The organism is Microbacterium phosphatis, from assembly GCF_049177115.1.
GTDB classification, from domain to species: Bacteria; Actinomycetota; Actinomycetes; order Actinomycetales; family Microbacteriaceae; genus Microbacterium; species Microbacterium phosphatis.
In genome coordinates this window covers 1,395,808-1,422,204 of sequence record NZ_CP185370.1, presented here as the reverse complement: position 1 = coordinate 1,422,204, position 26,397 = coordinate 1,395,808, and the positions used below count along the sequence as shown (strand labels likewise).

25 protein-coding genes, 2 tRNA genes and 1 pseudogene are annotated in these 26,397 nt (G+C 68.6%); 24 read left to right on the top strand and 4 right to left on the bottom strand.

The window, feature by feature from the left end; genetic code table 11:
- The first annotated feature begins 41 nt into the window (after window positions 1-41).
- The 19 genes and pseudogenes from ACOKGD_RS06730 to ACOKGD_RS06640 all read left to right on the top strand — a co-directional run.
- The gene (locus ACOKGD_RS06730; protein ID WP_342334925.1) at window positions 42-890 is read left to right on the top strand and encodes a hypothetical protein; all 849 of its coding nucleotides are present in this window, start codon (window positions 42-44) and stop codon (window positions 888-890) included.
- The gene (locus tag ACOKGD_RS06725) at window positions 887-1,867 is read left to right on the top strand and encodes a ParB/RepB/Spo0J family partition protein (protein WP_342334926.1); all 981 of its coding nucleotides are present in this window, start codon (window positions 887-889) and stop codon (window positions 1,865-1,867) included. Before ACOKGD_RS06730 ends, ACOKGD_RS06725 begins: the two co-directional genes overlap by 4 nt.
- A 32-nt stretch (window positions 1,868-1,899) precedes the next feature.
- Window positions 1,900-2,622: a hypothetical protein gene (locus tag ACOKGD_RS06720; protein ID WP_342334928.1), complete on the top strand. Its 723-nt coding sequence runs from the start codon at window positions 1,900-1,902 to the stop codon at window positions 2,620-2,622.
- A gap of 11 nt (window positions 2,623-2,633) precedes the next feature.
- Window positions 2,634-4,316, top strand: a complete 1,683-nt coding sequence (locus ACOKGD_RS06715; protein WP_342334930.1) for a M23 family metallopeptidase — start codon at window positions 2,634-2,636, stop codon at window positions 4,314-4,316.
- A gap of 12 nt (window positions 4,317-4,328) precedes the next feature.
- Entirely contained in the window at window positions 4,329-4,595 is a 267-nt protein-coding gene (locus tag ACOKGD_RS06710) for a DUF6112 family protein (RefSeq protein WP_342334931.1), read from the top strand.
- A gap of 110 nt (window positions 4,596-4,705) precedes the next feature.
- Window positions 4,706-4,975, top strand: coding sequence for a DUF6112 family protein (locus tag ACOKGD_RS06705; protein ID WP_017883434.1), 270 nt, complete (start codon window positions 4,706-4,708; stop codon window positions 4,973-4,975).
- 39 nt (window positions 4,976-5,014) lie between these two features.
- Window positions 5,015-6,391, top strand: a complete 1,377-nt coding sequence (locus tag ACOKGD_RS06700; protein WP_342334932.1) for a conjugal transfer protein TrbL — start codon at window positions 5,015-5,017, stop codon at window positions 6,389-6,391.
- A gap of 6 nt (window positions 6,392-6,397) precedes the next feature.
- Window positions 6,398-7,870, top strand: a complete 1,473-nt coding sequence (locus ACOKGD_RS06695) for an SCO6880 family protein (RefSeq protein WP_342334933.1) — start codon at window positions 6,398-6,400, stop codon at window positions 7,868-7,870.
- Window positions 7,871-7,924: 54 nt separating this feature from the next.
- Window positions 7,925-8,716, top strand: a complete 792-nt coding sequence (locus tag ACOKGD_RS06690) for a hypothetical protein (protein ID WP_342334935.1) — start codon at window positions 7,925-7,927, stop codon at window positions 8,714-8,716.
- Window positions 8,713-10,194 (top strand): VirB4 family type IV secretion system protein, encoded by a 1,482-nt coding sequence (locus ACOKGD_RS06685; RefSeq protein WP_342334936.1) that lies wholly within the window; start codon window positions 8,713-8,715, stop codon window positions 10,192-10,194. Before ACOKGD_RS06690 ends, ACOKGD_RS06685 begins: the two co-directional genes overlap by 4 nt.
- 115 nt (window positions 10,195-10,309) lie before the next feature.
- Window positions 10,310-10,483 carry a hypothetical protein gene (locus ACOKGD_RS06680; RefSeq protein WP_342334937.1) on the top strand — a complete coding sequence of 58 codons (174 nt, stop codon included), beginning with the start codon at window positions 10,310-10,312 and terminating at the stop codon, window positions 10,481-10,483.
- Between the two features lie 123 nt (window positions 10,484-10,606).
- Complete coding sequence (locus ACOKGD_RS06675; protein WP_421355101.1) at window positions 10,607-11,038, top strand: hypothetical protein; 432 nt, start codon at window positions 10,607-10,609, stop codon at window positions 11,036-11,038.
- Window positions 11,035-12,825: a type IV secretory system conjugative DNA transfer family protein gene (locus tag ACOKGD_RS06670; protein ID WP_342334940.1), complete on the top strand. Its 1,791-nt coding sequence runs from the start codon at window positions 11,035-11,037 to the stop codon at window positions 12,823-12,825. The genes ACOKGD_RS06675 and ACOKGD_RS06670 overlap by 4 nt, the downstream gene beginning before the upstream one ends.
- Window positions 12,826-13,055: 230 nt before the next feature.
- Window positions 13,056-13,604, top strand: coding sequence for a hypothetical protein (locus ACOKGD_RS06665; protein WP_342334941.1), 549 nt, complete (start codon window positions 13,056-13,058; stop codon window positions 13,602-13,604).
- Between the two features lie 47 nt (window positions 13,605-13,651).
- Window positions 13,652-18,667 (top strand): helicase, encoded by a 5,016-nt coding sequence (locus ACOKGD_RS06660; protein ID WP_342334943.1) that lies wholly within the window; start codon window positions 13,652-13,654, stop codon window positions 18,665-18,667.
- A gap of 66 nt (window positions 18,668-18,733) precedes the next feature.
- Window positions 18,734-19,192, top strand: coding sequence for a single-stranded DNA-binding protein (locus ACOKGD_RS06655; RefSeq protein ID WP_342334945.1), 459 nt, complete (start codon window positions 18,734-18,736; stop codon window positions 19,190-19,192).
- A gap of 12 nt (window positions 19,193-19,204) precedes the next feature.
- Complete coding sequence (locus ACOKGD_RS06650; RefSeq protein ID WP_342334946.1) at window positions 19,205-19,804, top strand: hypothetical protein; 600 nt, start codon at window positions 19,205-19,207, stop codon at window positions 19,802-19,804.
- Window positions 19,805-20,036: 232 nt separating this feature from the next.
- Entirely contained in the window at window positions 20,037-20,426 is a 390-nt protein-coding gene (locus tag ACOKGD_RS06645) for a sulfate permease (protein ID WP_342334948.1), read from the top strand.
- Between the two features lie 38 nt (window positions 20,427-20,464).
- A pseudogene (locus ACOKGD_RS06640) lies at window positions 20,465-21,601 on the top strand (recombinase family protein); the annotation flags it as partial.
- 559 nt (window positions 21,602-22,160) lie between these two features.
- Here the strand turns inward: ACOKGD_RS06640 and ACOKGD_RS06635 are convergent.
- Window positions 22,161-22,232, bottom strand: a tRNA-Arg gene (locus ACOKGD_RS06635).
- Between the two features lie 75 nt (window positions 22,233-22,307).
- On the opposite strand from ACOKGD_RS06635, the gene orn reads away from it, so the two are divergent.
- The 5 genes from orn (at window position 22,308) to ACOKGD_RS06610 (ending at window position 24,186) form a co-directional block, all read left to right on the top strand.
- Window positions 22,308-22,934 (top strand): oligoribonuclease, encoded by a 627-nt coding sequence (gene orn, locus ACOKGD_RS06630; protein WP_342334949.1) that lies wholly within the window; start codon window positions 22,308-22,310, stop codon window positions 22,932-22,934.
- Between the two features lie 39 nt (window positions 22,935-22,973).
- Window positions 22,974-23,049: transfer RNA gene (locus ACOKGD_RS06625), tRNA-His, on the top strand.
- 20 nt (window positions 23,050-23,069) lie between these two features.
- Window positions 23,070-23,420 (top strand): metallopeptidase family protein, encoded by a 351-nt coding sequence (locus ACOKGD_RS06620; protein WP_342334950.1) that lies wholly within the window; start codon window positions 23,070-23,072, stop codon window positions 23,418-23,420.
- Window positions 23,417-23,716, top strand: coding sequence for an ATP-dependent Clp protease adapter ClpS (gene clpS / locus ACOKGD_RS06615; protein WP_342334951.1), 300 nt, complete (start codon window positions 23,417-23,419; stop codon window positions 23,714-23,716). Before ACOKGD_RS06620 ends, clpS begins: the two co-directional genes overlap by 4 nt.
- Complete coding sequence (locus tag ACOKGD_RS06610) at window positions 23,713-24,186, top strand: DUF2017 family protein (RefSeq protein WP_342334952.1); 474 nt, start codon at window positions 23,713-23,715, stop codon at window positions 24,184-24,186. Before clpS ends, ACOKGD_RS06610 begins: the two co-directional genes overlap by 4 nt.
- On the opposite strand, the gene ACOKGD_RS06605 is transcribed toward ACOKGD_RS06610, so the two are convergent.
- From ACOKGD_RS06605 to dinB, 3 genes are read right to left on the bottom strand one after another with little or no spacing between them, the layout of a single operon-like run.
- Window positions 24,183-24,773: a hypothetical protein gene (locus ACOKGD_RS06605; RefSeq protein ID WP_342334953.1), complete on the bottom strand. Its 591-nt coding sequence runs from the start codon at window positions 24,771-24,773 to the stop codon at window positions 24,183-24,185. The two genes, ACOKGD_RS06610 and ACOKGD_RS06605, sit on opposite strands and share 4 nt — an antisense overlap.
- Window positions 24,757-25,077: a hypothetical protein gene (locus ACOKGD_RS06600; RefSeq protein WP_342334955.1), complete on the bottom strand. Its 321-nt coding sequence runs from the start codon at window positions 25,075-25,077 to the stop codon at window positions 24,757-24,759. The genes ACOKGD_RS06605 and ACOKGD_RS06600 overlap by 17 nt, the downstream gene beginning before the upstream one ends.
- Window positions 25,078-25,121: 44 nt before the next feature.
- Complete coding sequence (dinB, locus tag ACOKGD_RS06595; RefSeq protein WP_342334956.1) at window positions 25,122-26,381, bottom strand: DNA polymerase IV; 1,260 nt, start codon at window positions 26,379-26,381, stop codon at window positions 25,122-25,124.
- Window positions 26,382-26,397 lie beyond the last annotated feature (16 nt).

Below are 26,397 nucleotides of genomic sequence, written 5' to 3'. Positions count from 1 at the left end.
GTCGGCCCGCCGCGAGCACCTGGCCGCCAGGAGGTGCCATCATGACGACCCGCACGACGCTCCGTGAACCGGAGGATTTTACCCGCAGCGAGGGCTTGCGTGCCCTGCTCAACCGGCTGCACGAGGGCGGCCCCGGCGCATGGCAGTCCGATCCGATCGCCGCCGACCTGATGGTCTACGCCGCCGAGAAATACGCGGCACTTGCCCGCAAGCACGGCCTCGACCCCTGGGAAGCGGCCAGCGCCGCGTTCGATGTGATGCGCACCAAGGCCGCCCGTACCGCGAACGACCCGTGGGGCGTGGTCACCCACGCCGTGCGCATCACCTGCATCGCCGAAGAACGCGGCCAGGGCCTGCTGTGCTCGACGCACCAAGCGCGGCGTCCGCACATCTCCGCGTTCCACGACGCCGAGCGGCTGTCGGATCGGGAGAACCCGCTGACGGACTATCACGCCGCGTTCCACGTCACCGACCCCGACCCGACCGGCACGGACGAACCTGCCAGCGCGACGGTGTGCTGCTCGGCAGGCTCAGCGGTGGAAGACGCCATCGCGCTGTTCACCGTGTTGGGCTGGGCCCCGCATATCGCTCGTGCCGGGGTCGAGCACGTCTGTCAAGCGCTCGCCCGCGCAGGCAGCCGCCAGAGCGCCTATGAAGCACTCCGCCGTGACAAGCACGCCCGCGCCCTGCTCGATGTGAACGGCACCGCCTGGACTGCGCTGCTGAAAGCGTTGCTCGGGAACCCCAGCCCGGCCTACGCCGCGACCGCAGGCGGGCGCGGCATCCTGCTCAGGTTGCTGATCGGCGAGAGCCTACGCGCGCTGCTGCGCGACGACGACCTCGTGCTGATGATCTCGCTCGCGGCCCCGAAACACGGGAGTCGGTCATGAGCGCGCGCACCGGGCACATCGAACTCGACCGCACGGTCGACTCGATCATCGTCGGCAACCGGCACCGCACCGACCTGGGCGACCTGACCGAGCTGGCGGAGTCCATCGCCCGCGACGGCCTTCTGCAGCCGCTCACAGTCACCATCGACGGGGTGCTGGTGTGCGGGGCGAGGCGGCTGGCCGCGATCAAGCTGCTGGGCTGGCGCACGGTGAGCGTGTGGGTGCGCTCGGGCATCTCGGGCAGGCTCGGGCACCTGCTGGCCGAGCAAGACGACAACATGCTCCACAAAGCCCTCACTCCGGTGGAAGCTGCGGCGCTCTACCGAGAACTGAAGACCCTCATGGCCGAGGATGCGTCGCGCAGGCAGGCCGCGACACGGTTCAGCGCGGAGAACCAGCCTGGAAAGGACGGTACGGGAAAGTTTCGCGCACCGTCCGAACCTGTCGGCCGCGCCAGCGAGCAAGCCGCCGCCATGATTCCCGGCGGCGGCTCGTACAAGACGCTCGACAAGATCGACTACTTGCGGCAGGTCGCCGACAACCCTGAGCTGCCCGCCACGTTGCGCTCTGATGCCGCCGAGGAACTCGACCGGATCGACGCTGGCGCACCCGTGCATCCCGCGTTCGAGCGCATCCGAGTCGCCGTCACCGATGCCGCAACCGAAGACGCCGATCTGGAGGCCCTCGCACAGGAGGCCGTCGCGCGTGCGCAGGTCGCGCAGCAGACGCCTGCGCCGTTCGCGTCGACGGGCGAGAGCACGCCCGCGCGGTGGCCGGTGCGCGCGTTCGTCGCCACCTGGACGGAACTGGTCGACTGGTGGACGCACTACGACGCCGAGGTGCTGGCGGGCGATCTCAGCGATGAGCAGATCGCCTCGTTCCTGGCGACCGCCGATGGCACCGGCACGTTCGCCGACGAGCTGCGCACCGCCCGAGACGCACTCAGCACCCCGCGTCGGCATCTGCGGGCACTCTGACCTCCTGATGCGCGGGCGGCGCACCTGGAGGCATGAAGACGACTCCTGATGATCCCGCCCGCACCCGCCGCCGACTGATCGCTCTCGTCTGCTCCGGGCTCGCGTTCCTCATCCTCGCCGCTGTTGGCGTCTACGGGCTGGTGACCGGCCCGAACGACGCCAGCACCCGACCCGATACGCCGCCTGCGCCGACTCGCATCGACCCGGACGCGCCGATGCCGCGCCTGCCGCACATCGCGCCGTCGACCGATCCCGAAGCGTTCGCCCGCGATGCCGCGCACGCCTTGTTCACCTGGGATACCGCCAGCGGGTTCCTGCCGCTGGACTACACCGCCGTGCTGCTGGATGTGGGCGACCCGACCGGGAATGAGCAGGCAGGGCTGGCATCCGACATCGCCGCCTATCTGCCGTCGCGTGCTGCGTGGGTCGAGCTGCGCCAGTACAGCACGAGCCAGCACTTGACCATCACCGACGCCTACGTGCCGGAGCAATGGGCGCAAGCGGTCGAGCAGGCCCGGCCCGGCCAACTCCCGGTCGGGGCGACCGCCATCACGATCGAGGGCACCCGGCACCGCACCGGCATCTGGAACGACGAACCCGCGACGTCGGAGCATCCGGTTGCGTTCACGATCTTCCTCGCCTGCCCGCCCGACGACCCGCCGCCCAGCAGCGGCGAGACGGGCCAGTCGGAGACGGGTTCGGTGCCGTCCTGCTACCTGCTGCGCCTGTCGATGCTCGACCAGCCGCTGCGCTGAGAACGGAGGCCATGACGATGAAGAAAGCAGTCATCGCGCTCGCCCTGCTGTTCATGCTCGGCCCGTTCGTCGGCCTATTGGCGATCGGCGTGCTGATGAACCCCGCCGCGAACGCCGAATGCACCGTCGACGGCAGCGGCATCACCGTGGGGAATGTCCCCGACTCGCTGACCGCGACCACCGCGAACGGCGAGACCATCACCCTGAACCGGCAGCAACTCACGCACGCGGCCACCATCATCGAGATCGGTTCCGGCATCGACGGGGTGGGGCGCGAGGGCATCCAGATCGCGCTCATGGCAGCCCTGACCGAATCCAGCCTGCGAATGCTGTCGAACACCGGAACTTACCCTGAGAGCGCCGACTACCCGAACGATGGCGACGGCGGCGATCACGACAGCTTGGGCTTGTTTCAGATGCGCCCGCAGTCCGGGTGGGGCACGGTCGCCGAACTCATGGACTCCACCTATCAGGCGCGCGCGTTCTACGGCGGGCCAGACGGCCCCAACTACCCCTCACCGCGCGGCCTGCTCGACATTCCCGGTTGGCAGCAGATGGGCAAAGGCGAAGCAGCCCAAGCCGTCGAAGTGAGCGCGTACCCCGACAGGTACAATAACTACGAGCCGGTCGCGCTGACCATCCTCACCACTCTCACCGGCTCCGGTGGCCCGGCCACGATCACTACGGCGCAGCCGGTCACGGTCGCACCAGCGGTGTCGGAGTCCTCGCGCGTGGTGTTCCCGTTGCCGGAGGGCACCTGGGTTGCCACCGACCCGTTCGGGCCGCGCATCCATCCGATCACCGGCGAACAGAGCTTCCACACTGGTGCGGACTTCGCCGCGCCGGACGGCACCCCGATCCTCGCCGCCGCATCCGGCACGGTCACGGTCGCGGAGTTCTCCGGCGGTTACGGCGGCCTCGTCGTCATCGAGCATCACATCGACGGGCGCACGATCGCCACCGCGTACGCCCATAGCTGGCAGAACGGCATCCACGTCTCCGTGGGCGAGCAAGTGCAGGCCGGGCAGCACATCGCCGACGTCGGCAGCAGTGGCATGAGCACGGGGCCGCATCTGCATTTCGAGGTTCGTGACGGCGGCACCAGCGGCGAGTACATCGACCCCGCCGCCTGGCTCAACCAGCACAACGCCGCCGATCTCCCCGAGGCCACCGGCGGCCCGTCGCAGGGCTGCGGCAGCGGGGAGGCCGCGTTCTTCCCCAACACCGGCATCGACCGGCCCGCCAAGAACCCCGACGGAACCTGGCCGCCGGAGTCCTGCACTGTGACCGACCCGACCCAGCCCGGACGACAGGGCGCGTGCGTCACCCCGCGCACCGAACGCCTGACGCAGCAGATCGAGGCCATGCAGGTCGGGCACAACGGCATCTCCTGCTGGGATCCACACGCCTGGAACCCGAGCAGCGATCACTCGAAAGGCAAAGCCTGCGATGTGACGTTCGGTTCCCTCGGCCAGTTCCCCACGGGTGCGGACAAGGAGAACGGCGACCGGCTCGCGGAGTGGCTCGTGAGCAACGCCGACACCTGGGGCGTCTCCTACGTCATCTGGCAGGGCCGCATCTGGACGGCCAGTCGTGCCGACGAGGGCTGGCAGCCCTACACCGGCAGCGGCATCTACGACCCCACCGACGCGACGGGCGGGCATTTCGATCACGTCCACGTCTCGGTCAAGTAGCGGGGGCGTGTCATGGACGTGTTTCCCGACTTCGACGGACTGATCGGCATCGGCGACCTACGGGAGGTCGTCGGGGCGCTGCTGATGTTCGCGCTCGTGATCGCGGTGCTGATGCTGATCGTCTCGGCCATCATCTGGGCCGTCTCGTCAAGCACCGGCAACTACGCTGCCGCCTCCAAGGGCCGCGTCGGGGTGCTGGTCTCCCTCGGCGGGGCAGTCCTCGCCGGGGCCGGTGTCGCCTGGATGAACTGGCTGATCGGCATCGGCCAACAACTCTGACCGTGCGGCCTCCGAGCGCCCGCCCCATCCGAGGGGCGGGCGCTCTCGCGTCTGGAGCCGGGGCGCACCTGACGGCAGAACCATTCGCCCTCTCGTAAAGGAGAACTGCCGTGATCGACATCGACCCCAACTCCAGTGGCTTGCCGGGAATCGAGCAGCTGCGCATCATCGTCGGCGCAGTCATGACCGTGGGCCTGATCCTCAGCGTTCTGGCGCTGATCGTCAGCGCGATCATCTGGGCCTACGGCTCCAACTCCAGCAACCCCCATCTGGCCGGTCGCGGCAAGATCGGCGTCTTGATCTCGTGCGGTGCCGCCGTCGTGTGTGGCGCGAGCGTGACGCTCATCAACTTTTTCTGGGGCGTCGGCCAAGCCGTCTAACCCGCCCATCCACCACTCCGATTCATTAGGAGGCTCGTGATGGGCGTGTGCGATATCCCCGTCATTTCCACGGTCTGCGACGTCGCAGGCGAAGCCGCTGCGACGCTGATCTCGGCACCGTTCGACTGGCTCGCCAGCGCGATGGGTGCAGCCGCCGGGTGGTTGTTCGAGGCCGTCTGGACGGTCTTCGACACCACCACGATGGTCGATGTCACCGGCGGCGAGTACGTCGGCGTGTACAACCTGATCTTCGGCATCGCCGTGTTCGTCATGCTGCTGTTCTTCTGCCTGCAACTGATCACGGGCATGATCCGCCGAGAACCTGCCGCGCTCTCCCGCGCGGCCCTCGGGCTGGCGAAGAGCGTGCTCGGCTCGTTCGTCGTCATCACCCTCACCGCGCTGCTGCTGGAGATCGTCGACCAGCTCTCGGTCGGCATCATCCAAGCCGGTGGAGAAACCACAGCCACGATGGGCGACAAGATCGCCCTCCTGGTGGCCGGTCTGACCGCACTGAACGTCGGCGCCCCCGGCGTCGGCGCGATTCTGACGATCTTCCTCGCGGCCCTGGCCATTGCCGCCGCCGCGATCGTGTGGCTGTCGCTGCTCATCCGCAAGGCGCTGCTGCTGATCGCGGTGGTGCTGGCCCCGTTCGCGTTCTCCGGTGCGTCCTGGGATGCCACACGCGGCTGGATCTCGAAATGGGCGATGTTCGTCGTCGCACTCATCCTCTCCAAGCTCGTGCTCGTCATCATCCTGCTGGTCGCGGTCACGCAGGTGTCGGCCCCGATCGACGCCGACCTGTCGAATATCGCCGACCCGCTCGCCGGGGTCGTGCTGATGGCGCTGGCCGGGTTCGCGCCGTACATGACGTACCGGTTCCTGTCGTTCATCGGCTTCGACCTCTACAACTCGATGGGCACCGAGCAGGAGGCCAAGAGCGCCCTCAACCGGCCCGTGCCGACACCGGGCAAGCCGCAGGGCGGCGACCCGAAGAAAGTCCTCGACGAGGGCAGCGGCAGCGGTGGCGGAAAGAAGGGCGGCGGCAGCGCCGGGGCGAAACCAAAGCCCCCACCGGGTGGCGGAGGCGGCGGTTCAGCCGGAGCCGGGGCCGGTGGCGGCGCTGGCGCTGGTGCGGGTGCGGGTGGCGGCGCTGGCGCTGGTGCGGGTGCGGGTGGTGGCGCTGCTGCGGCAGGGCCGATCGCGGCCGGGGTCGTGGCGGGTGCCGCCGTGGTGAAAGCGGCGGCGACTGCCGGGCCGAAAGCAGGCCAGGCGCTTGCCGACCAAGCCGACCACGCCGCGAGCGGAGCCGATCAGCCGGGCGCAGACGCCCCCAGCCCGCATGCTCCGCCGCCGTCGCATCCGTTGCCGAAGAACCCGAACAACACCCCGCCACCGCCGAAGCCGACCAAGGAGTGACCCGTCATGTCCAGCACTGAAACGGCCCAGGAGCGCAGCGGCGGCGAGCTGGTGCCGGTGAAGTTCTCCCGCCTCACGAGGCGCGGCATCCTGCTCGGCCTGTCGCTGTCGCAGCTGATCACCCTCGGCGTCGGCGGGGCGAGCCTCGTGGCCGCGTTCTACGGCGGCGGCGGTGTCCTGTTCCTCATCACCGCACCGATCTGGGTGCTCGCTGCCGCGATCACCTGGATTCCGGTCGCCGGCCGTCCGCTGGTCGAATGGCTGCCGGTGGCCTGCTGGTGGCTGTGGCGCAAGACCGGCGGGCAACTGGCCTACCGGCGCAGAATCGTCACCCCACGCCCGGCAGGAACCCTCGCGCTGCCGGGCGACATGGCGAGGCTGCGCGAGTACGTCGACCCCGAGACCGGTGCCGGGATGGTGCACGACCCGACGGCGGGAACCCTCACCGTGGTCACAGAGATCACGCATCCGGCGTTCGTGCTGCTCGACCCCGGCGAGCAGGAACGCCGGGTCAATGCGTGGGGGCGGGTGCTGGCGACCGTGTGCCGCTCCGGTCGCATCGCCACCCTGCAAGTGCTGGAGAGGACGCTGCCGGACTCGGGGCAGGGGCTGGCGGAGTGGTGGGCCGCGCACGGCACCGCCGATGGCTCGTGGGCGTCCACGACCTATCAGGAGCTGATCGACCGGGCCGGGCCTGCCGGGGAACGCCACGCGACCACCCTGAGCCTGAGCCTGGACATGCGCGCCGCCGCACGGCAGATCCGCACCGCAGGCGGCGGCATCAAGGGCGCGGCGAACGTGCTGCGGCAGGAGATGGGCACCCTGTCGGCGGCGCTGCGCTCGGCAGACCTGACGAGCAAGGGGTGGCTCAGCACCGGGCAGATCGCGGTCATCCTGCGAAGCGCCTACGACCCGGCGATTGCGGCGACGCTGGAACGGCACGGTGAACTCGGGCACGACCTCGCCACCGCCGGGCCGGTCGCGGTCACCGAATCGTGGGGGCATCTGCGCAGCGACTCGGCCTTTCACACCGTGGTCTGGATCAGCGAGTGGCCACGCAGCATGGTGCATCCGGGGTTCCTCTCCCCGGTGCTGCTGTCCAGCGGCATCCACCGTGCGTTCTCGCTGATCTGCACCCCGCTGCGCACCGATCAGGCGGCCCGCGACATTCGCCGGAAGAAGACCGAATACATCTCCGACGCCGCCCAGCGTGCCCGCATCGGGCAGATCGAGGACGCCTCGCAGACCGCCGAGTACCACGACGTCCTTCAGCAAGAGGCCGATCTCACCGCCGGGCACGGGGTGCTGCGCTACACCGGCCTGATCTCCGTGACCGCCGACTCGCTGCCCGAGCTGGAAGCGGCAGTCGCCGCGATCGAGCAAGCCGCCATCCAAGCCTCGTGCGAGACCCGCACCCTGGTCGGCCAGCAGGCGCAGGCGTTCACCGCTGCCGCGTTGCCGCTGTGCCGCAAGGTCTGAGCCGCCGGGCGCACCTCGAACCCAACCCGCACCCGATTCATCTGGAGGCCCGACATGCCCACGTTCTACGATCCGTCCGCCGACGCCGAGGAAGCACGTCAGGCGCTGCGCGATCTCGCGCACGCCATCATCCGCATCGACAACCCCGACGAGCTCTACGGCATCGTCGGGGAACTGCTGGGCGCGGCCCGCTCGCTCGAACAAGTGCTCATCCAGATCGGCGGGGCCAGCCTCACCCATCAAGACCGCGCCGCCCACGACGACGGTGACAGTAACCTCGGCGCGGCCGACGCCTGGGCCGCTGCCGACGCGCTCCGACAGGCGGCAGGGCATGTCAGCGCCGCGGAGACCGCGCTCGATCAGGCATCCGGGCACCTGGGCCGCATCGCCTGGCAGACCCCGAAGCGGCAATGGGTGACGGTGGTGTTCTTGGAGGGCAACGAGGCCGGACAGCTGCTCGACCTCATCCATCGGGGCGACATCGACGACGCGCTGACCCAGCTGCGCGGCTTCGACTACGGCGACGAGACCACCAGCGCCGCGCTCGCCAACGGGCACGTCTACGACGAACCTCCGACCGATGAGTTCTCGCAACGACTCGATGATGACGACTACGCCCTGATCTACAGTCACGCCCTCGAACACGTCGGGCTGTACCGCGCCTACACGCCGCCCGCCGACCCCAGGCCAGCAGGCGACGCCCCGCAGCTGACGGGGCCTGCGCCGGATGCCGAGGCCGTACGGCGGGCGCTGGATGAGCGCCGCGACCGGGTGCGCGGCGACGGGTCGTGGTTCACCCCCGACCGCATCGCCGAGGTCAGGCGTAACCGGGGGCTGGAACGATGAGCCGACGCGAGGATGAGAAGCTGCACGCCTCGGTGCTGGTCGCCCCGGCCAGCGAGCGGCGACGCTACCGCAAGCAGCGACGCCAAGCCGCGACCCAGCTGCACCGTGAGCAGCGGCAGCAGTGGATGGACGAGTCCAAGGCCCGCGCCGAGGCCGAGAGAGCCGAGCGCGCCGCACGCCAGTATCTGCCCGCCGCCGGGGAACCCGGCCTGGCCATGCTCCGCACGCCGGGCCGCTTCCATCTGCCCCGGCATCAAGACACCTCCGCCACCCTGTCGGGCGCGTACCCGTTCGTCGCCGAGGGCGGCCTCGGCAGCAGCGGCGTGTTCGTCGGCCAAGACCTCTACAGCGGCGGCAGTTTCGTGTACGACCCGTGGGTGCTCTACGCCAACGGCGTCATCACCGCACCGAACGTCGTCCTCGCGGGCATCGTCGGCTCCGGCAAATCGAGCCTGGCGAAGAGCCTCTACACGCGCAGCCTGCCGTTCGGTCGGCGCGTCTACGTTCCGGGCGACCCGAAAGGCGAGCACACCGCCGTCGCCGAGGCAGTCGGAGGGCGGGCCATCGCGCTCGGGCACGGCATGGCCAACCGGCTCAACCCGTTGGACGAGGGCTACCGGCCCAGCCACTTCACCGATGCCGAATGGGAGAGCACCGTGGCCGCGCGCCGCCGCGACCTCATCGGGGCGCTCGCCGAGGTCGTCCTCACTCGCACGCTCACCCCGCTGGAACACACCGTGATCGACACCGCGCTGACCGCGACCGTGCGGGAGAACGATGTGCCGATCCTGCCGATGGTGGTCGAGCGCATCCTCAACCCCTCCGACGACGCTGACGGGCGGCTCGCCGAGGACGGCAGGATCGTCGGGCACGCGCTGCGCCGCCTCGTCGCCGGAGACCTCGCCGGACTGTTCGACGGCCCCAGCACCGTCACGTTCGACCCGACGCTGCCGATGATCAGCCTCGACCTGAGCCGGGTGACGGAGAACTCCACGCTCATCAGCGCGCTCATGACGTGCTGCTCGGCGTGGATGGAGTCGGCGCTGCTCGACCCGGCAGGCGGGCAACGGTGGGTGATCTATGACGAGGCGTGGCGTCTCATGTCGCACCCGTCCTTGCTGAAACGGATGGACGCGCACTGGCGGCTCGCTCGTCACTACGGCATCGCCAACGCCCTGATCTTCCACAAGCTCACCGATCTGGAAAACGTGGGCGACTCCGGCTCCGCGATGCGCTCCCTCGCCAACAGCCTGCTGGCCAATGCCGAGACGCGCATCATCTACCGGCAGGAATCCGACCAGCTGGGCGTCACCGCCAAGACCCTCGGCCTGACGGCCACCGAGCGCAAGCTGCTGCCCTCGCTCGGCGTCGGGCAGGGGCTGTGGCGCATCAAGGAGCGCAGTTTCGTCGTGCAGCAACAGTTGCACCCCGCCGAACTGGAACTGTTCGACACCAGCGCCAGAGCATCCGGCCGGTAAGGACTCTGGCTCGCCAGCGCGGGCGAATCCGCCGACGCACCTGTTCGGCATGAACGATCACACATCACCTGCACCCGCGTGGAGGACGCCCCCGCCCTACGAGATCGAAGGGCGCATGTTCGAGCCTGGCGAGACCGTCGGTGTCGCCGTTCTGCTCCGTAGCGACGAGGCCGACCGGTACGGCGAGGTTCGAGCAACCATTACTGCCGCCGACCTCCCGGCTCGTTGGGAAGCCCTGGTGCTTGTCGGATACGACACCGGAACGCTCAACTACATCGACCCCCGCTGAGTCTGAGCCTTGCCGGGAGGTAGGAGCGCACCTGGCGGCATGAGAAAAGCACCCGCCCAGACCCCTGCTTCCGCGCCGGTGTCGATGCCGCTGATCCGCCTCGATGTGCACGAGGACGGCACGATGAGCGCCACCGTCAACGGTGAACCCCTCGCCCCGCCCCAGCCGGACGGGTCATGGCGGCGGAGTTCGTTCGCGCGGATCGTCGATCAGGTCACCGTCGAGCGGATGATCCCGGCTCGGGTCGAGGTCACCGAGTCCGATGGCTCCACGTTCACCGACATCATCACCGCCACCGCCCGCAAGAACACGCCCGCCCCGGCCCCGCCGGAACCCGCACCGGCAGAGACGCCTCGGCTGCTGGAAGTCACCGGAGAGGGCTTCGTTCCGGGTGAGGACGTTGCCGTGTGCCGCATCATCGGGCACACCGACGCCGCCCCGACCGGCACCGCCCGCGCCCTCATCGACCTCGCCCACGATCATCCAGGCCCCACGGATGACGTCGTGCTCGTCGGCTGGGTCTCGGGCACGTTCGTCGTGCGGAGCCTGTCATGAGCGGCCCGGCACCGGGCAGGCAGACCGGCTCGTTCGGTGACGAGCTGACCAACGCCGCCATGATCTGCCTGATCGGGGTGTTCGCGCTCGCACTGCTCCTGCGCGCGGCGGGCTCGGTCGCCGCGTTCCTCACCGGCACCGCCCAGCCCGCCACTGGCCCCGCCGCCGGAGTCGGCGTGCTGCTCAATCCCGGCGACCCGGCGACCGCGCTCGACGCCGAGGGTCTGAACATCGTCGCCTACTGGATCGTCGCCGTCGTCCTGCTCGCGCTGTTGGCGGCGGCGATCACCTGGGCCTGGACGCTCCTGCGCCGCCAGTCGCGCAAGACCGCGCAAGACCCGCATCGGCTACCCGGCACGGCAACGAAACACGACGTCGCTCAGGCCGCGTCCACCAAGGCGCTGCTGGCACGCGCGGGAAACCTGCGCCCGTCGCTCGCGCTGCCGAAGCCTGCCGATGTGGGCTACCGGATCGGCACCTCGCACGGACTTGACGTGTGGGCGAGCGTGGAAGATTCCCTGCTGGTCATTGGCCCACCGCGAAGCGGGAAGTCCTTGCAGGTCGTGGTGCCCTCGATTCTGGATGCCCCAGGCTCTGTGGCGGCGACCTCGACCCGACCGGACAACCTCACCGCGAGCCTCCGCGCCCGCCAGCGCATCGGCCCGACAGCGGTGTTCGACCCGCAGCATCTGGCCGAGGGTATCCCGGCGGGGCTGCGCTGGTCGCCCATCCGAGGCTGCGAAGACCCGTTGACGGCGATGATTCGCGCAACCGGCCTCGCCTCCGCGACCGGCCTGAGTTCCGGCGGCGTGGAGGGCGGCGGGTTCTGGGAGGGCAAGACCCGCTCCGCCCTGCAAGCTCTGCTGCACGCGGCCGCGATCGACCACCGGCCCCCGGCTGAGTTGTTCCGGTGGACGCTCGACCCGACCGCCGCCGCCGACGCGGTGGCGATCCTCACCAACAGCCCACTGGCGGCTGGCGGGTGGGCCGAGTCGCTGGAAGCGATGATCGACGCCGACCCGCGCACCCGCGATTCCATCTGGCAAGGCGTCTCCCTCTCGCTCGGTGCCTTGGCTGACCCGCGCGTGCTGGATGCGGTATCACCGGGCGAGGGTGAGGACTTCGACCCGGAGAAGTTCATCCTCTCGCGCGGCACCCTCTACCTGCTCGCCACTGGCGCAGGCGCGGGCGCGAGTGCCGCGCTCGTGGCTGCGTTCGTGGAAGACCTCGTAGAAGCCGCGCGCCGTGTGGCGGCACGCTCACCCGGCGCACGCCTCGACCCGCCTCTGCTGCTGGCCTTGGACGAGATCGCCAACCTCAGCCCGCTCCCATCGCTGCCGACGCTCATGTCCGAGGGCGGTGGCACGGGCATCACCGCCATGCCGGTGCTCCAGAGCCTCGCGCAAGCGCGTGACCGGTGGAGCGAGAATCAGGCGAATGCGATCTGGGATGCCGCGATCACCAAGATCATCCTCGGCGGGGCATCCAACAGCCGCGATCTGCAAGACCTGTCCGCGCTGATCGGGGAACGCGACGAGTTCACCGACAGTGTGACCTTGGGCGACCACGGCACCCGATCGAATCAACGCTCGATCAGGCGCATCGCGATCATGCCACCCGAGCGCATCCGCACCCTCCCGTTCGGCACCGCCGTCACGCTGCTGCGCTCCGCCCCGCCGATCATCACCGACCTGCGTGCGTGGACGAACAGGGACGACGGGGAGCGGCTGAAAGCGGATCGCGTGGAGATCGAGGGCCTGCTGGAACGAGGCGCGAATGGCTCCTGAGCCGCACCTATCTCACCGACCGCCGATCCGTGGCCGCGAGCTGCGGGCACGGGCGGCAGCAACGACACAGGTGTGGAGGTGAGGGCTGATGGCCAGACGCAGCAGCCGGAAAGCGCCGCCCGGACAGCTCGAGTTCGATCTGTGGGGGCTGGCCGAGCAGACCGCCGACGAGCAGATCAGCGACGCGGCCGAGACTGCACCGACCGAAGCGGTGACGGAGGGAGCAGAACGTGAACAAGTACGGAGTGCAGACGATGCGGCACTGGCAGACGCACGCGCCGGAACGCTACAAGCTGATCGAGAACCCGACCCGGTTCTTCACCGAGCTGGGCCTGGAGGCGCGGGGCCAGATCAGCGAACTGGCACGCCAGATCGAGGCGAACCGCCCGTTGATGCTGGCCACGACGTCCTCTTCGAGGGAGACTTATCTCAAGGACGTGGCACGCCGGATGACGGCGCTACGGATAGCGGAGGAGGTCGTGATGCAGCAACTCGCCTGGGTCGCCGACCCGAGCCTGCCGCTGGACGAGGCCCGTCAGGAGTGGAACCAGACCACCGCGAACGACGAGAACCTGATCATGTGGGCGGAGCGGATGCAGGACGCCCCCGATCTGATGCCCTCGACGGTCGACCTGGAGCAGAAAGCCAAAGACTGGGCCGTGCCACTCTGGTTCTTGGAGGGTCTGGTCGAAGCGGAGATCCCGAGGCGGTATCTGGAAGAGCACCAGAGCCTGCTGTCGGAGGCGGCGACGATCCGCTTCCTGCGCGAAGTCCGCTAACCCTCGACGCCGCCGCGTCTGAGCCCGCCACGCCGGTGGCGCGGTTCGTGCCCGCCACGCACGACGATCTCGCCCCGTCCGGCGCGAAAGCCCGGTTTCGTGCGAACGTCGCCGCCATCGAGACTGCGAGGCTTCTTGCCGCGCAGGAGCGCCCGGCGACCGCTGACGAGCAGCAGACGCTCGCGCGCTGGTCGAGCTGGGGTGCGGTGCCGGACGTGTTCGACGAAGCCAAGACGGACTGGAGCGCGGAGCGGGCGCAGCTGCGGAGCCTGCTGACCGGCGATGAGTGGGATGCCGCTGCCCGCACCACGATCAACGCGCACTACACCGACCCGCTGATCGTCAAGCAGATGTGGCGGGCCATGACCGTGCTCGGCTTCGATGGTGGCCGCGTGCTGGAACCCGGCTCCGGGCTGGGCACGTTCCTCGGCCTGGCCCCCGCGCAAGCCGACATGACCGGGGTGGAACTCGACCCGGTGACCGCGGCGATCAGCCGCGCCCTGTACCCGCACGCCGAAGTGCGGGGCGAGTCGTTCGCCGACACCCGGCTGCCGGAGGGATCGTTCGATGCGGCGATCGGGAACGTGCCGTTCTCCGACGTGACCTTGCACGACCCGGTGCACAACCCGACCCGGCAGTCGATGCACAACCACTTCATCCTCAAATCCCTCCGCCTCACCCGGCCGGGCGGGATGGTCGCGGTGCTGACCTCGCAGTACACGATGGACGCGCAGAACCCCGGCGCGCGCCGCGAGATGGCGATGCTCGCCGACCTCGTGGGCGCAGTCCGGCTCCCTGCCGGGGCGCACCGGCGCACGGCGGGAACCGACGTGGTGACCGATCTGCTGATCCTGCGCCGCCGCGAAGACGGCCAGCCGCCCGCAGATGATGGCCTGTGGGAGATGGTGACCCCGATCAGCCTGGACGGGCAGGCGGCGAAGATCAACGCCTACTTCGATCATCACCCCGAGCATGTGCTCGGGAATCTGAGCATCCGGCAGAGCATGTACGGCAAGCCGACGGTCACCGTCGATGGTGACCTCGACCGGCTCGAAACCGATCTGGCCGATGTGCTCGATCAGATCACGTTCAGCGCCCGCCGCACCGGGCTGACGTTCACCCCGCCCTCGGCGGAGCATCAGGCGCGGCAGGCCGCCCGCGTGCCGTCGCCACCGCAGTTGTGGGATGGCAGCATCGTCACCACCGACACCGGATTCGGCACCGTCGTGCAAGGCTCCATCGAACCGTTGGACGTGCCCAAGAGTGCGGGGCCGGAGTTGCGCGCCCTGCTGGGGTTGCGCGACGGCGCGCACCGGCTGCTCGAACTGGAGGCCGCGACCGTCGATGACACCGACGAGATCCCCGCCGCCCGCGAGGGTCTGCACCGCGACTACCGCAAGTATGTCGGCAGGTACGGGCCGCTGAACCGGTACACGCTGCGCCGCACCGGACGCACCAACGAGGCCGGGGAAGACACCTATTCCCGCACGGTGCCGACCCCGATCCGGCTGCTGCGTTCCGACCCGTTCGGGGCGCTCGTGCTCGCCTTGGAGCAGTTCGACGACACCGACCAGACCGCAACCCCGGCAGCGATCATGACCCGCAGGGTCGTCTCCCCGCGCACCGAACCCCAGGGCGTCGACACCCCCGCCGATGCGATAGCGGTCAGCCTCGACCGCACCGGCAGGATTGATCTGCCGCTGATCGCGGACATGCTCGGCATGGACGAGACCGAGGCCCGCGCTTCCCTGACCGGGCTGGTGTTCACCGATCCCGTCACCGACGACCTCATCCACGCACCCGCGTATCTCTCCGGCGACGTGCGCGTGAAACTCCAGCAGGCTACTGAGCGTGCCGCCGACGACCCCGCGTTTCAGGCGAACGTGGACGCGCTCACCGAGGTCGTGCCCCCATCGCTCGGCGTGGAAGAGATCACCGCGCGGATGGGCGCGGTGTGGATCAGCGCCGACGTGCACGCGCAGTTCCTGAACGAGTTGCTGCGCACCCGCGACGTGAACGTGGAGAACCCGCTGCCGGGCATGTGGGAGGTTCGCGGCGGGCGAGCCGGGCTGCTCGCCACGAGCGAGTGGGGCACCGAACGCCGCCCCGCACCCGACATCGCCCAAGCGATCATGGAGCAGCGCACCCTGCTGGTCTACGACGAGATCGAGGACGTGGGAGGCAAGACCCGCCGCGTCCTGAACCCGCTGGAGACCACCGCCGCGCAGGAGAAAGCCGACGCACTACAGGAACGCTTCGCCGAGTGGGTGTTCGAAGACCCCGAACGCGCCCGCACGCTCGTGGCCGAGTACAACCGCCGCTTTAACTCCATCGTGCTGCGCGACTACACCGATGCGGGCGAGTACCTGAGCCTGCCGGGGCTGGCGGAGAACTTCACCCCGCGCCCGCACCAGCGTTCAGCGGTCGCGCGGATGATCGCCGAACCCTCCGCCGGGCTGTTCCACGAGGTCGGCGCAGGCAAGACCGCCGAGATGATCATGGGCGTGATGGAGATGCGCCGCATGGGGCTCATCGACAAGCCGGTGCTCGTGATCCCGAACCACATGCTCGAACAGTTCTCACGCGAGTGGCTGCAAATCTACCCGCAGGCCAGGATTCTCGCCGCCTCGTCCAAAGACCTCACCGCCGACAAGCGCCGTCTGTTCGTCGCGCGAGCCTCAGCAAACGAGTGGGATGGCGTTCTGGTGACGCAGGGCGCGTTCGAGAAGATCCCCCTGCGCGCCGAGACCCAGCAGGCGTACATCCAAGCCCAGGTCGACCAGATGCGGGAAGTGCTCGCCAACGCGACGGGCGAGAACGCGATGAGCGTCAAGCGCATCCAGCGCAAGCTGCTCCAGCTGGAGAACAAGGTCAAGTCACGCATCGACACCAGCCGCGATGCCGGAGTGTGCTTCGAGGACACCGGCGTCGACTATGTGGTCGTCGACGAGATGCATATGTACAAGAACCTCGCCACCGACTCCAACATCTCTGACGCCGCGATCGACGGCTCCAACCGGGCCAGCGACCTGCACATGAAACTCGAATACCTGCGCTCCCAAGGCCGCGAACGGGTCGTCACCGGAGCCACGGCGACACCGATCTCGAACTCGGTGACCGAGGCGTTCGTGATGCAGAAGTACCTGCGCCCGGACTTGCTCGACGCCGCCGGTATCGGCGCATTCGATGCGTGGGCAGCCACGTTCGGGCAGACGGTCACGCAGATGGAGATGGCCCCGACCGGCAACAACACCTTCCGCATGAAGACACGGTTCGCCAAGTTCCAGAACGTGCCTGAGATGCTGAAACTCTGGTCGATCTTCGCCGATGTGAAGACCGCCGAGGATCTGCAACTCCCGGTGCCCGAGATACGCGAACGCGAGGACGGCCGGCGGGCACCCGCGACTGTCGCAATCCAGCCCACGGTCGAGCTGGAGCAGTTCATCGAGACCCTCGGCACGCGCGCCGAGAAAGTCGCGGCCCGGTCGGTGTCACCGAGCGAAGACAACATGCTCACCATCTCCACCGATGGGCGCAAAGCCGCGCTCGACATTCGCATGATCGTGCCGCGCGACCCCTCCGGCCCCACCAAGGTCGATCTTGCCGCCGACAGCATCCACCGGGTCTGGGAGCAGACGAAAGACAACACCTACCTCGACCCGATCACCGGGCAGGAGTCGCTCGTGCGCGGCGCGTTGCAGCTGGTGTTCTCCGACATCGGCACCCCGAACCCGGAACGGTGGAACGCCTACGACGAACTGCGCGAGCAACTCATCGCGCGCGGGATGCCGCCCGAGTCCATCCGGTACATGCACGAAGCGAAAACCGACGTGGACAAGGCCCGCCTGTTCGCCGCCCCCCGCGCCGGGCACGTCGCCGTGCTGATGGGCTCGACCGGGAAAATGGGTGTCGGCACCAACGTGCAGGCACGGGCCGTCGCGCTGTATCATCTGGACTGCCCGTGGCGGCCGTCCGATATTGCGCAGCGTGAGGGCCGCATCCTGCGGCAGGGCAACCAGAACCCCGAGGTCGGCATCGTCCGGTTCGTCACCGAGCGGTCGTTCGACTCCTATATGTGGCAGGGCGTGGAACGCAAAGCCACGTTCATCGCGCAACTCATGCGCGGCAGCCTCGACTCCCGCGAGATCGAAGAGATCGACTCATCCGCGCTCTCGGCGGCAGAAGCCAAGGCCATCTCCAGCGGGAATCCGTTGCTGTTGGAGCACTCCACCGTGCACACCGAAGTCCAACGGCTCCGCCGCCTGGAACGCGCCTACCACCGCAACGAGTCGATGCTCGCCCACGCCCGCGACCGTGCCGGAGACGACGCCCGCAGCGCCGCTGCCGACATCGACGCGCTCGAAGCGGTACTCCCGCGAGTGACCGATACCTCGGGCGACAAGTTCCGCATCGAGCTGCGCGACCGCACCTATACCTCCCGTGCCGATGCCGCACACGCACTGGCAACCTGGGCGCACGACTCCGACCTGAAATGGGCACCCCGCTACGCCTCCCGCGACTACGGCGTGATCGGGCGCATCAGCGGCTTCGACGTCACCGTCTCGACCAGCCCGGCGCTCGGAGCCGAGCCGATGGTGCACATCAAGTTCGACGGCGTGCCGCGCAGCGGCTTCGTCATGACCCGCCAGGCGTTCCTCGATGGCGGCACCGGACTCATCCAACGCATCGAGAACCGCGCCTCCGGCATCCCCTCGCTCCTTGAGCAAGTGCACAGCGACCTCGCCAGAGCCGAGCAGGGACGCGCCGAGGCCGAGCAGCGCATCGGCCAACCATTCCGGCACGCCGAAGCCCTCGCCGAGGCCGAGAGCGACCTCGTCCGCATCGAGACCCAGCTGGCCGCGATGCAAGAAGACATCAACCAAGACGCTCAACCCGACCCACCGCCGGATCACCGACCCACGAGCGATCTGACGGTCGAGACCGTGCGAGCGCACCGAGCCGCGCTCGGTGTCCGCGCAGATCCACACCGGAACCCGACTCCGACAATGGCGTTCACTTCCACCGACAGCGCCGCACGCGACATGCGACCACCGAGGCTGTAGACGAGCACCTGTCCGCCACACCGACCGTACGAAATGCGGGCGTGGATGAAGACAGGAGGATGCGCGATGGGCATCAAGAATGGCGTCATTATGGTTGGCCACATCGCTGGCGACCCGAAACTGACGTACAGCGAGAAGACCGGCACACCGAGGTTCTACGCGCGCGTCGGCGTCGATCACTGGCGACGCGAAGACGACGGCACATTCACCAACACGGGCAGGACGTTCCACGACCTCGCTCAGAGGTACAAGGGTGCCGAGGCCTCGATGGAACTGCTCAAGAAGGGCGATGACTTCATCGCCACCGGACAGTTCAAGAAGTTCACCGACCCGGTCACCGGCGAGGAGCGAGAGGAGTTCCGGGCCGACACGCTGACTCCGAATCCCGTGACCACCCGTCTCATCATCGACCGCGAGCCGCGCAACAGTGCCGCACGCGAAGCGATCGGAACGGAACGCGGTCAGGCGTTCGAGCGGCCCGAGCGACCCGCACAGACCCGCGAGCCAGCGGCGCTGGGCCGCTGAGCGGGGCAAGCCATGAACAACGACCAGACCCTCGCAGCGGGAGACGAGCCCGAGGACAGGCCCGAACCTGATCTCGACCCGGACTCCACGCCCCAGCGCCGCGATATCGCGCCGGTGCTGGAAGAACCGCCCGGCCCGATCAACTGGAACCTGCTGACCGCCGACGACGCCGAGGAAGCATGGCTGGAGCTGAACCAGTGGGTGAACTGGCTCCGCACGACCTACGGGCTACCGCCGTCGGTGGTTCCTCCCATGTGGCATCGCCACGCTGAGCTGCACTGGGAACTCTCCGCGCTCCACACGCACTGGCTGTCCGCGTACGACCCGCAGCAGAACGGCAGCGCACCGATTGGCTGGCACCGAGACTTCGCCGATGTCCGGCAGCGGCTGCGTGATTGGGTCGCCGCGTGCGGCACTCGCCTCGACCGAGACCGGCCCACCCGCCAGACCGTCTGGCCTGGCGAGGACGAGGCCGAACCAATCGAAGACACTCCGATCACCAACCGTGACGAGGACTTCGTGGCGTTCGTCATGGCCGACGTCGAACGCCGCCGCCAGATCGAGGAGAACTTCTACGCGACCCTCGACCCAAAGACCGGCGAGATCACCTGAGCCCTCCGGCAAACTCTCGGTGGGGCCGAACCAGCACGGGTCGGCCCCGCTCGCATGCGTCGGGGTCACTCTTCGGCTGATCTTCCGGTGGACGGGCGAAGCGGGTAGAATCGACCCACAGGCGATTTAAACCAGCTAGGCCGCCGCCCTCCGTGGAGGCGGCATGACGAGCCAGGGAACAGCCCCGGCAAGTCCATCCCATCAAGGCGTCGCCGCTTGGGAGGACTTGATCATGCTTCGACTGATCTGGAACACCAGCATCCGCGTCCGCGCGTTCATGCGCATCTGGATGCCCACCAACATCCTGCTCGACGCGCTCCGCACAAGGCGCGGCCTCAAGTGGGGCGCACCCGCCATGCTGCTCTCGGTCGCCTACTTCGCCATCGCCTACTGGTGCACCACCCTCATCGCAGGCGGTGCGCCCGGCTGGTTGCACCTGATCGTGCTGCTGTGCATCTACAACGCGCTCAAGTTCCTCGTCTACGGCCCGATTAGCAGCGCCCGGCTCATCAAGGCCCGCCGCAAGGAGCGTCGTAGCTCACCTGCCGTCCATGAGGCACTACCGGGTGACGAGCACGGGCCGACGCATCGCGGCCGAAGCTCGGGTGCGCTCCAAGCCTGACACCAAGCAACTGATCGCGCTGGTTCTGCACATCGCGGATGAACTTCACGCTCACGAGCTTGATGAGCAGCAGCGTCGTATCGGTGACCACCACACCACTGAAGACGCGACGTCCGCCCGCACATCAGCGGACGCGCAAGGAGGGAACCATGACTCTGACGATGCCCATGCCGGAGACGGACACCGCACCGATGCTGACGGCAGTGACCTATCAGCGGGTCTCGACCAAGGAGCAGGCGTCCAAGGGCGGTCATGACGAGGGGTTCTCGATCCCCGCCCAACGTCAGGCGAACAATCGCAAGGCCGCAGACCTCGGCGCGCGGATCGTTGCTGAGTTCGTCGACGCCGGAGAGTCCGCACGTTCCGCCGACCGGCCTGACCTGCAACGGATGCTGGAGTACATCGCCACGCATCAGGTCACCTACTGCATCGTGCACAAGGTCGACCGCCTCGCCCGCAACCGGCTGGACGATGTGGAGATCCACCGCCGCCTGGTCGAAGCAGGCGTCACACTGGTCTCCGCGACAGAGAACATCGACGAAACACCCTCGGGGATGCTGCTGCACGGCATCATGTCGTCCATCGCGGAGTTCTACTCCAAGAACCTCGCGACCGAGGTCGTGAAGGGCCTCACGCAGAAGGTCACGACCGGCGGCACTCCGATGCGGGCACCGATCGGCTACCTCAATGTCCGCAGACGCGACGAGCACGGCCGCGAGTACCGCACCGTCGAGATTGACCCCGAACGCGGCCCCATGATCCGCTGGGTCTTCGAGCGATACGCCACCGGCGACCACACCGTAGTCGAGCTACTCGAAGACGTCACCGCTCGTGGCCTGCGAACCCTGCCAACACCGAGCAGGCCACCGAAGCCCGTAGCCCGATCGGGCTTCTTCACGATGCTCCGCAACCCTTACTACATCGGCATCGTCCGCTACAAAGGCGCAGAACACCCCGGCACGCACGAACCGCTGATCGACGTCGAAGTATGGGAACGAGTCCAGCGCCTCCTCGACTCGCGGAAGCTCGCCTCCGAGCGGCGGCGCACCCACGACCACTACCTCAAAGGCTCGCTGTTCTGCGGCACCTGCGGGTCGCGGATGCAGCTCGACTTCCCCGCCAACAGTCAGGGCATCCGGTACGCGTACTTCGTCTGCTCTGGACGCGCATCCAAGCGGAAGAACTGTACCCGGCGGGCCGTGCCCGTCGGGGTCATCGAGAAGCTGGTCGCCGACTGCTACAAAGACATCTCCATCACGGAAGCGCAGTACACCGCTCTGGCAGCGCAAGTCGAGGCCGCGTTCGACGAACGTCTCGCCTCCCGCTCCCAAGAACTGGCCGAGCTGACCGAGAACCGCCAGCGACTCCAGGACGAGAGCGACAAGCTGCTCGCGGCCCACTTCGCCGACGCCATCGACCTGAACACCCTCAAACGACACCAAGACCGCATCCGCACAGGTCTCGCCGACATCGACCGTCGTCTCGCCCAGGAGCACGAGGGCAGCGAGGGCGCACGGCGACACCTCACCGCCGCGCTTCGCCTGCTGGTCGATTGCGCCGCCATGTACGCGCGCACCGACGACCACGGCAAGCGTCTGGCGAACCAAGCACTCACCGGCGGCATCGAACTCGGAGAGGACGGCGAGGCGACCATCCGCCTCGCCGAACCCCTCGCATCGGTCACGTCACCTGAGACATCTCTCGACGTCTCAGGTTCTAGTACGTCCGATTGGGTGCCCCCTGAAGGATTCGAACCCTCGACCGACAAGGTAGAAGCTTGCTGCTCTTCCGCTGAGCTAAGGAGGCGCTGCGATCTACGTTACCGCGCGCCGTCCCGGCCGTCGTCAGCCGGTGTCCGGCCCACTCGTTAGGCTGGACCGCATGGTAGGCGCCTCCGAGAACGACCGGCTCGTCTGGATCGACTGCGAGATGACGGGCCTCGACCTCGCGGTCGATGAGCTGGTCGAGATCGCGATCGTCGTGACCGACTTCGAGCTGAAGATCCTCGACCCGGGTTTCCAGGTCGTCATCAAGCCCTCGCAGGCCGCGTTGGATCACATGGGCGACTTCGTCACCGAGATGCACCGCAAGTCGGGTCTGCTCGACGAGCTCGACGGCGGCGTCTCGCTCGAGGAGGCGCAGCGGCTCTCGCTCGAGTACATCAAGCGCTTCGCGCCGCAGGAGCGCAAGGCACCGCTCGCCGGAAACACGATCGGCACCGACCGCATGTTCCTCGCGAAGTACATGCCCGAGGTCGACACGTACCTGCACTACCGCAACGTCGATGTCTCGAGCATCAAGGAGCTCTCGCGCCGGTGGTTCCCGCGCGCGTACATCCACGCGCCGGCCAAGGACGGCGGCCACCGCGCCCTCGCCGACATCCTCGAATCCATCCGCGAACTCGAGTACTACCGTCGCGCCGTGTTCGTCGGAGAGCCGGGCCCGACGTCCGATCAGGCGAGGACACACGCGACGTCCGTCGTTTCGCTCTTCTCCACCGCCGTGTGATTAAATATTCAAGTTGTCCCGAGGGATCGGGAAGACATGGTGGCTGTAGCTCAGTTGGTAGAGCACCGCGTTGTGGTCGCGGGGGTCGCGGGTTCAAGCCCCGTCAGCCACCCCAAGAATCAATCGGATGATCACATGATCGACTTCGATGCCGAAGCCTTCGAACGCCTCGTGATCGACGAGCTGGATCTCCTCCCGGACGACATGGTCGAGGGTCTCGACAACGTCGTCTTCGTGATCGAGGATCGGCCCGAAGACGGGTCGCTCGACCTGCTCGGCCTCTATGACGGCCTGGCTCTCACCGAGCGCGACCGCTACGGGATGGGCGAGCTGCCGGACCGGATCATCGTGTACCGCGAACCGCATCTGGCCCAGTGCGAGACGGAGGACGAGCTGCGCGACGAGATCCACACGACCCTGGTGCACGAGATCGCGCACTTCTACGGCATCGATGACGAGCGCCTGCACGAACTGGGGTGGGCATGAGCCTCGCAACGCCCGACCTCGACCACGACCTGCGTCTCGATGAGAGCGCCACGGCGGACATCCCCTGGCAGACCGTCGTGTGGAACGACCCGGTCAACCTGATGAGCTACGTCGTCCGCGTCTTCCGCCAGTACTTCGGCTACAGCCTCGACCGCGCCACGCAGCTGATGCTCGCCGTGCACCACGACGGGCACGCGATCGTGGCCGAGGGGGCGCGCGAGCAGATGGAGCTGCACGCGCAGGCCATGCACGACTACGGCCTCTGGGCCACCGTGCGGAAGGCGCCGGCGGCATGAGCGGCGTCGTCCTCGACCTCACCCGCATCGAGGTCGCACAGCTGATCGACCTGGTCGGGCAGTTCGCCGAGCTCGTCGACGGCGCACCGTCGATGGAGGATCCGGCGATCGAGCGCCTGACCCCGGACGTGTATCCCGACGACGCCGAGGCCTCCCGCGAGTTCCGGGCGGTGACGCGCTCGGATCTGCTGCGCCGGCGCGCGAGCGACGCGCGTGCCGTGCTCGAGGGCCTCCCCCGCGACGCGCAGGATCCGTCGGACGACGCCTTCGCGCCGGTGGAGATCACGCTCGACCCCGAGCACGTCGAGGCATGGCTGCGCACGCTGGCCGCTCTCCGGCTCGTTGTGGCGAGCCGGCTCGGCATCGTCACCGAGGAGGACGGGTACGACCCCGAGGATCCTCGCTACGGCGTGTACGAATGGCTCGGGTACCGGCTCGAGAGCCTGATCCAGGCGGCGGACGCGTTCTAGGGCAGCTCGAACACCAGGTCGGCCACCGCACGCGGATCGTGCTCGGCGATGTGGGCCGCCTCCTGCGCGGCCCATCGGTCCCAGTGCGGCGCGTAGGTGTCGCCGTCGCGCTCGATCGCGCGTTGGCGTCGCGACCCCGCCGGGGCATCGATCCACACGGTGAGGTCGGCCAGCCCCTGCGCCGCCGGGCTCAGGGCTCCTGCGCCCTCGACGATCAGCGCGCGCCCCGCATCGACGACGTGCTCCTCGGCGAACGCGAGGGACGCCCAGTCGAAGCGCCGCCAGCGACCGTCGATCCCCGCGGCGTGCGGGATCAGCAGCCACTCGCGGGTCAGATGAGTCGCCTCGGCGAGGCCGTCCCACCCGGGATAGAACGAATCCAGCGCCACGAGCTGGGGGGCCTCCCCCGGCCGCGGCCACTCGGTCTCGAGCCGACGCGCCAGCGACGTCTTGCCCCCGCCGCTGCGGCCGTCGATCACAACGACCGGCGCGGGCGCATCGAGCCGGGCGACCGCGTCGGCGATCACCGCGAAGGCCGCGTCGTGCGCCGCCGCGAACGAGCCCTCGGTGTTACTTCTTGAGGGCACGGATGATGCGCGACAGAGCGTGACCCGCCACCCACACGAACGGGATCGCCACGGCGACCAGCGAGACGAGGTTGGGCTCGAACGTCAGGGTGTCGCCGCGTCGGACGTACGCGCCGAGCGGCGCCGAGAAGCCACCGCCGCCACCTCCGCCGTTGCCGCCGTCGTCCGCTCCGCCGCCGAAGCCGCTCCACGTGGCCGCGACGGGAACGATGCGCACCCCGTCGACGTCCTGCTGCTCGCCATAGGCGTTCTTCACGCCGAGGCCGGCCGAGATCTTGCCGAGTTCCAGTGCGATGTTGGACATGTGCCCACGCTACCCGCCGGGGCGCATCTGCGGCGAGGGGCGGATCAGTCGCAGTCGGCAGGCGGCCGCGGATGCGACGGCAGGTGGCCGCGACTCTCGCGGCCGAGGAACGTCGCCCGCGTGACGGCCCCGCGGCCGAACCGCGCGAACGTGGCGTCGAGGGTCCCCTCGAGCTTCTTCCAGTGGGCGTCGTCATCCCACAGCGCCACGCCACCCGAACCCACGGGGCGGAGACGTTCGGCGCGCACCCCGATCAGCCGCACCGGGAGGCGCAGATCGACCGCCGCGAGCAGCTCTCGCGATGCGTCGGCGAGCCGCTGCCCGACCGAGGAGGGCTCGGGCAGGGTCATCGAGCGGGTGATCGTGGAGAAATCCGAGAATCGCACCTTGATCGCGACCCCCGCGGCCTCGACGCCGGCGCCGCGCAGACGAACCCCGACCCGATCCGACAGACGCAGCAGCTCGGCCCGGAGCAGATCGACGTCGGCGACATCGGTCTCGAAGGTCTCCTCGTGGCCGATGCTCTTCTCGATCCGCGTGGTCTCCACCTCGCGCGGGTCGACGCCCCGGGCGAGCTGCGCGAGCCGGGCTGCCCCCGCCGGCCCGACGATCCGCTCCAAGACCTCCGGCGGCGTCTCGCGCAGGTCGCGGATCGTGCGGATCGCGCGCGACTCGAGCAGCTCGGCGGCCTTGGGCCCCACTCCCCAGATGGCGCGCACCGGCTTCGGATCGAGGAAGGCCTGCGTATCGGCGCCGGGCACCACAAGCAGGCCGTTGGGCTTGGACATGGTCGATGCCATCTTCGCCACGTGCTTGGTCGCGGCCACGCCGACGCTCGCCGTGATCCCGATCTCGGCGGCGATCTTCTCGCGGATAAGCTGCGCGATCCGGCTCGGACTGCCCCACAGCCGACGCGCGCCCCGCACGTCGAGGAACGCCTCGTCGACCGAGAGGGGCTCGACGAGCGGCGTGAAGCTGCGGAAGACCTCCATCACCTGCGCCGACACGGCCTGGTACCGCTCGAAATGCGGGAGCACAACGAGCGCGTGCGGGCACAGCCGCAGAGCCTGCCCCATCGGCATCGCGGATCGCACGCCGTAGCGACGCGCCTCGTAGGAGGCACTGGAGACGACGGATCGCCCGTCGGGGGCGCCGATGACCACGGCCTTGCCCTTCAGCGACGGATCGTCGAGCTCCTCGACCGAGACGTAGAACGCGTCCATGTCGATGTGCAGGATGCCGGTCTCCGAGTCATCGGCATCGGCGGGCGACACGATGCGCCCCGACCCGTCTGCCCGTCCCATGGTTCCATTCTCTCCG

Excerpts from the sequence above, each read along its gene's own strand:
- ACOKGD_RS06730 (WP_342334925.1), top strand. The coding sequence starts at position 42 with ATGACGACCCGCACGACGCTCCGTGAACCGGAGGATTTTACCCGCAGC.
- ACOKGD_RS06710 (WP_342334931.1), top strand. The coding sequence starts at position 4,329 with ATGGACGTGTTTCCCGACTTCGACGGACTGATCGGCATCGGCGACCTA.
- ACOKGD_RS06655 (WP_342334945.1), top strand. The coding sequence starts at position 18,734 with ATGGGCATCAAGAATGGCGTCATTATGGTTGGCCACATCGCTGGCGAC.
- ACOKGD_RS06685 (WP_342334936.1), top strand. The coding sequence starts at position 8,713 with ATGAGCCGACGCGAGGATGAGAAGCTGCACGCCTCGGTGCTGGTCGCC.
- ACOKGD_RS06645 (WP_342334948.1), top strand. The coding sequence starts at position 20,037 with ATGCTTCGACTGATCTGGAACACCAGCATCCGCGTCCGCGCGTTCATG.
- clpS (WP_342334951.1), top strand. The coding sequence starts at position 23,417 with ATGAGCCTCGCAACGCCCGACCTCGACCACGACCTGCGTCTCGATGAG.
- orn (WP_342334949.1), top strand. The coding sequence starts at position 22,308 with ATGGTAGGCGCCTCCGAGAACGACCGGCTCGTCTGGATCGACTGCGAG.
- ACOKGD_RS06670 (WP_342334940.1), top strand. The coding sequence starts at position 11,035 with ATGAGCGGCCCGGCACCGGGCAGGCAGACCGGCTCGTTCGGTGACGAG.
- ACOKGD_RS06620 (WP_342334950.1), top strand. The coding sequence starts at position 23,070 with ATGATCGACTTCGATGCCGAAGCCTTCGAACGCCTCGTGATCGACGAG.
- ACOKGD_RS06725 (WP_342334926.1), top strand. The coding sequence starts at position 887 with ATGAGCGCGCGCACCGGGCACATCGAACTCGACCGCACGGTCGACTCG.
- ACOKGD_RS06650 (WP_342334946.1), top strand. The coding sequence starts at position 19,205 with ATGAACAACGACCAGACCCTCGCAGCGGGAGACGAGCCCGAGGACAGG.
- ACOKGD_RS06715 (WP_342334930.1), top strand. The coding sequence starts at position 2,634 with ATGACGATGAAGAAAGCAGTCATCGCGCTCGCCCTGCTGTTCATGCTC.
- ACOKGD_RS06695 (WP_342334933.1), top strand. The coding sequence starts at position 6,398 with ATGTCCAGCACTGAAACGGCCCAGGAGCGCAGCGGCGGCGAGCTGGTG.
- dinB (WP_342334956.1), bottom strand. The coding sequence starts at position 26,381 with ATGGGACGGGCAGACGGGTCGGGGCGCATCGTGTCGCCCGCCGATGCC.
- ACOKGD_RS06690 (WP_342334935.1), top strand. The coding sequence starts at position 7,925 with ATGCCCACGTTCTACGATCCGTCCGCCGACGCCGAGGAAGCACGTCAG.
- ACOKGD_RS06600 (WP_342334955.1), bottom strand. The coding sequence starts at position 25,077 with ATGTCCAACATCGCACTGGAACTCGGCAAGATCTCGGCCGGCCTCGGC.
- ACOKGD_RS06610 (WP_342334952.1), top strand. The coding sequence starts at position 23,713 with ATGAGCGGCGTCGTCCTCGACCTCACCCGCATCGAGGTCGCACAGCTG.
- ACOKGD_RS06720 (WP_342334928.1), top strand. The coding sequence starts at position 1,900 with ATGAAGACGACTCCTGATGATCCCGCCCGCACCCGCCGCCGACTGATC.
- ACOKGD_RS06680 (WP_342334937.1), top strand. The coding sequence starts at position 10,310 with ATGTTCGAGCCTGGCGAGACCGTCGGTGTCGCCGTTCTGCTCCGTAGC.
- ACOKGD_RS06700 (WP_342334932.1), top strand. The coding sequence starts at position 5,015 with ATGGGCGTGTGCGATATCCCCGTCATTTCCACGGTCTGCGACGTCGCA.
- ACOKGD_RS06675 (WP_421355101.1), top strand. The coding sequence starts at position 10,607 with ATGAGCGCCACCGTCAACGGTGAACCCCTCGCCCCGCCCCAGCCGGAC.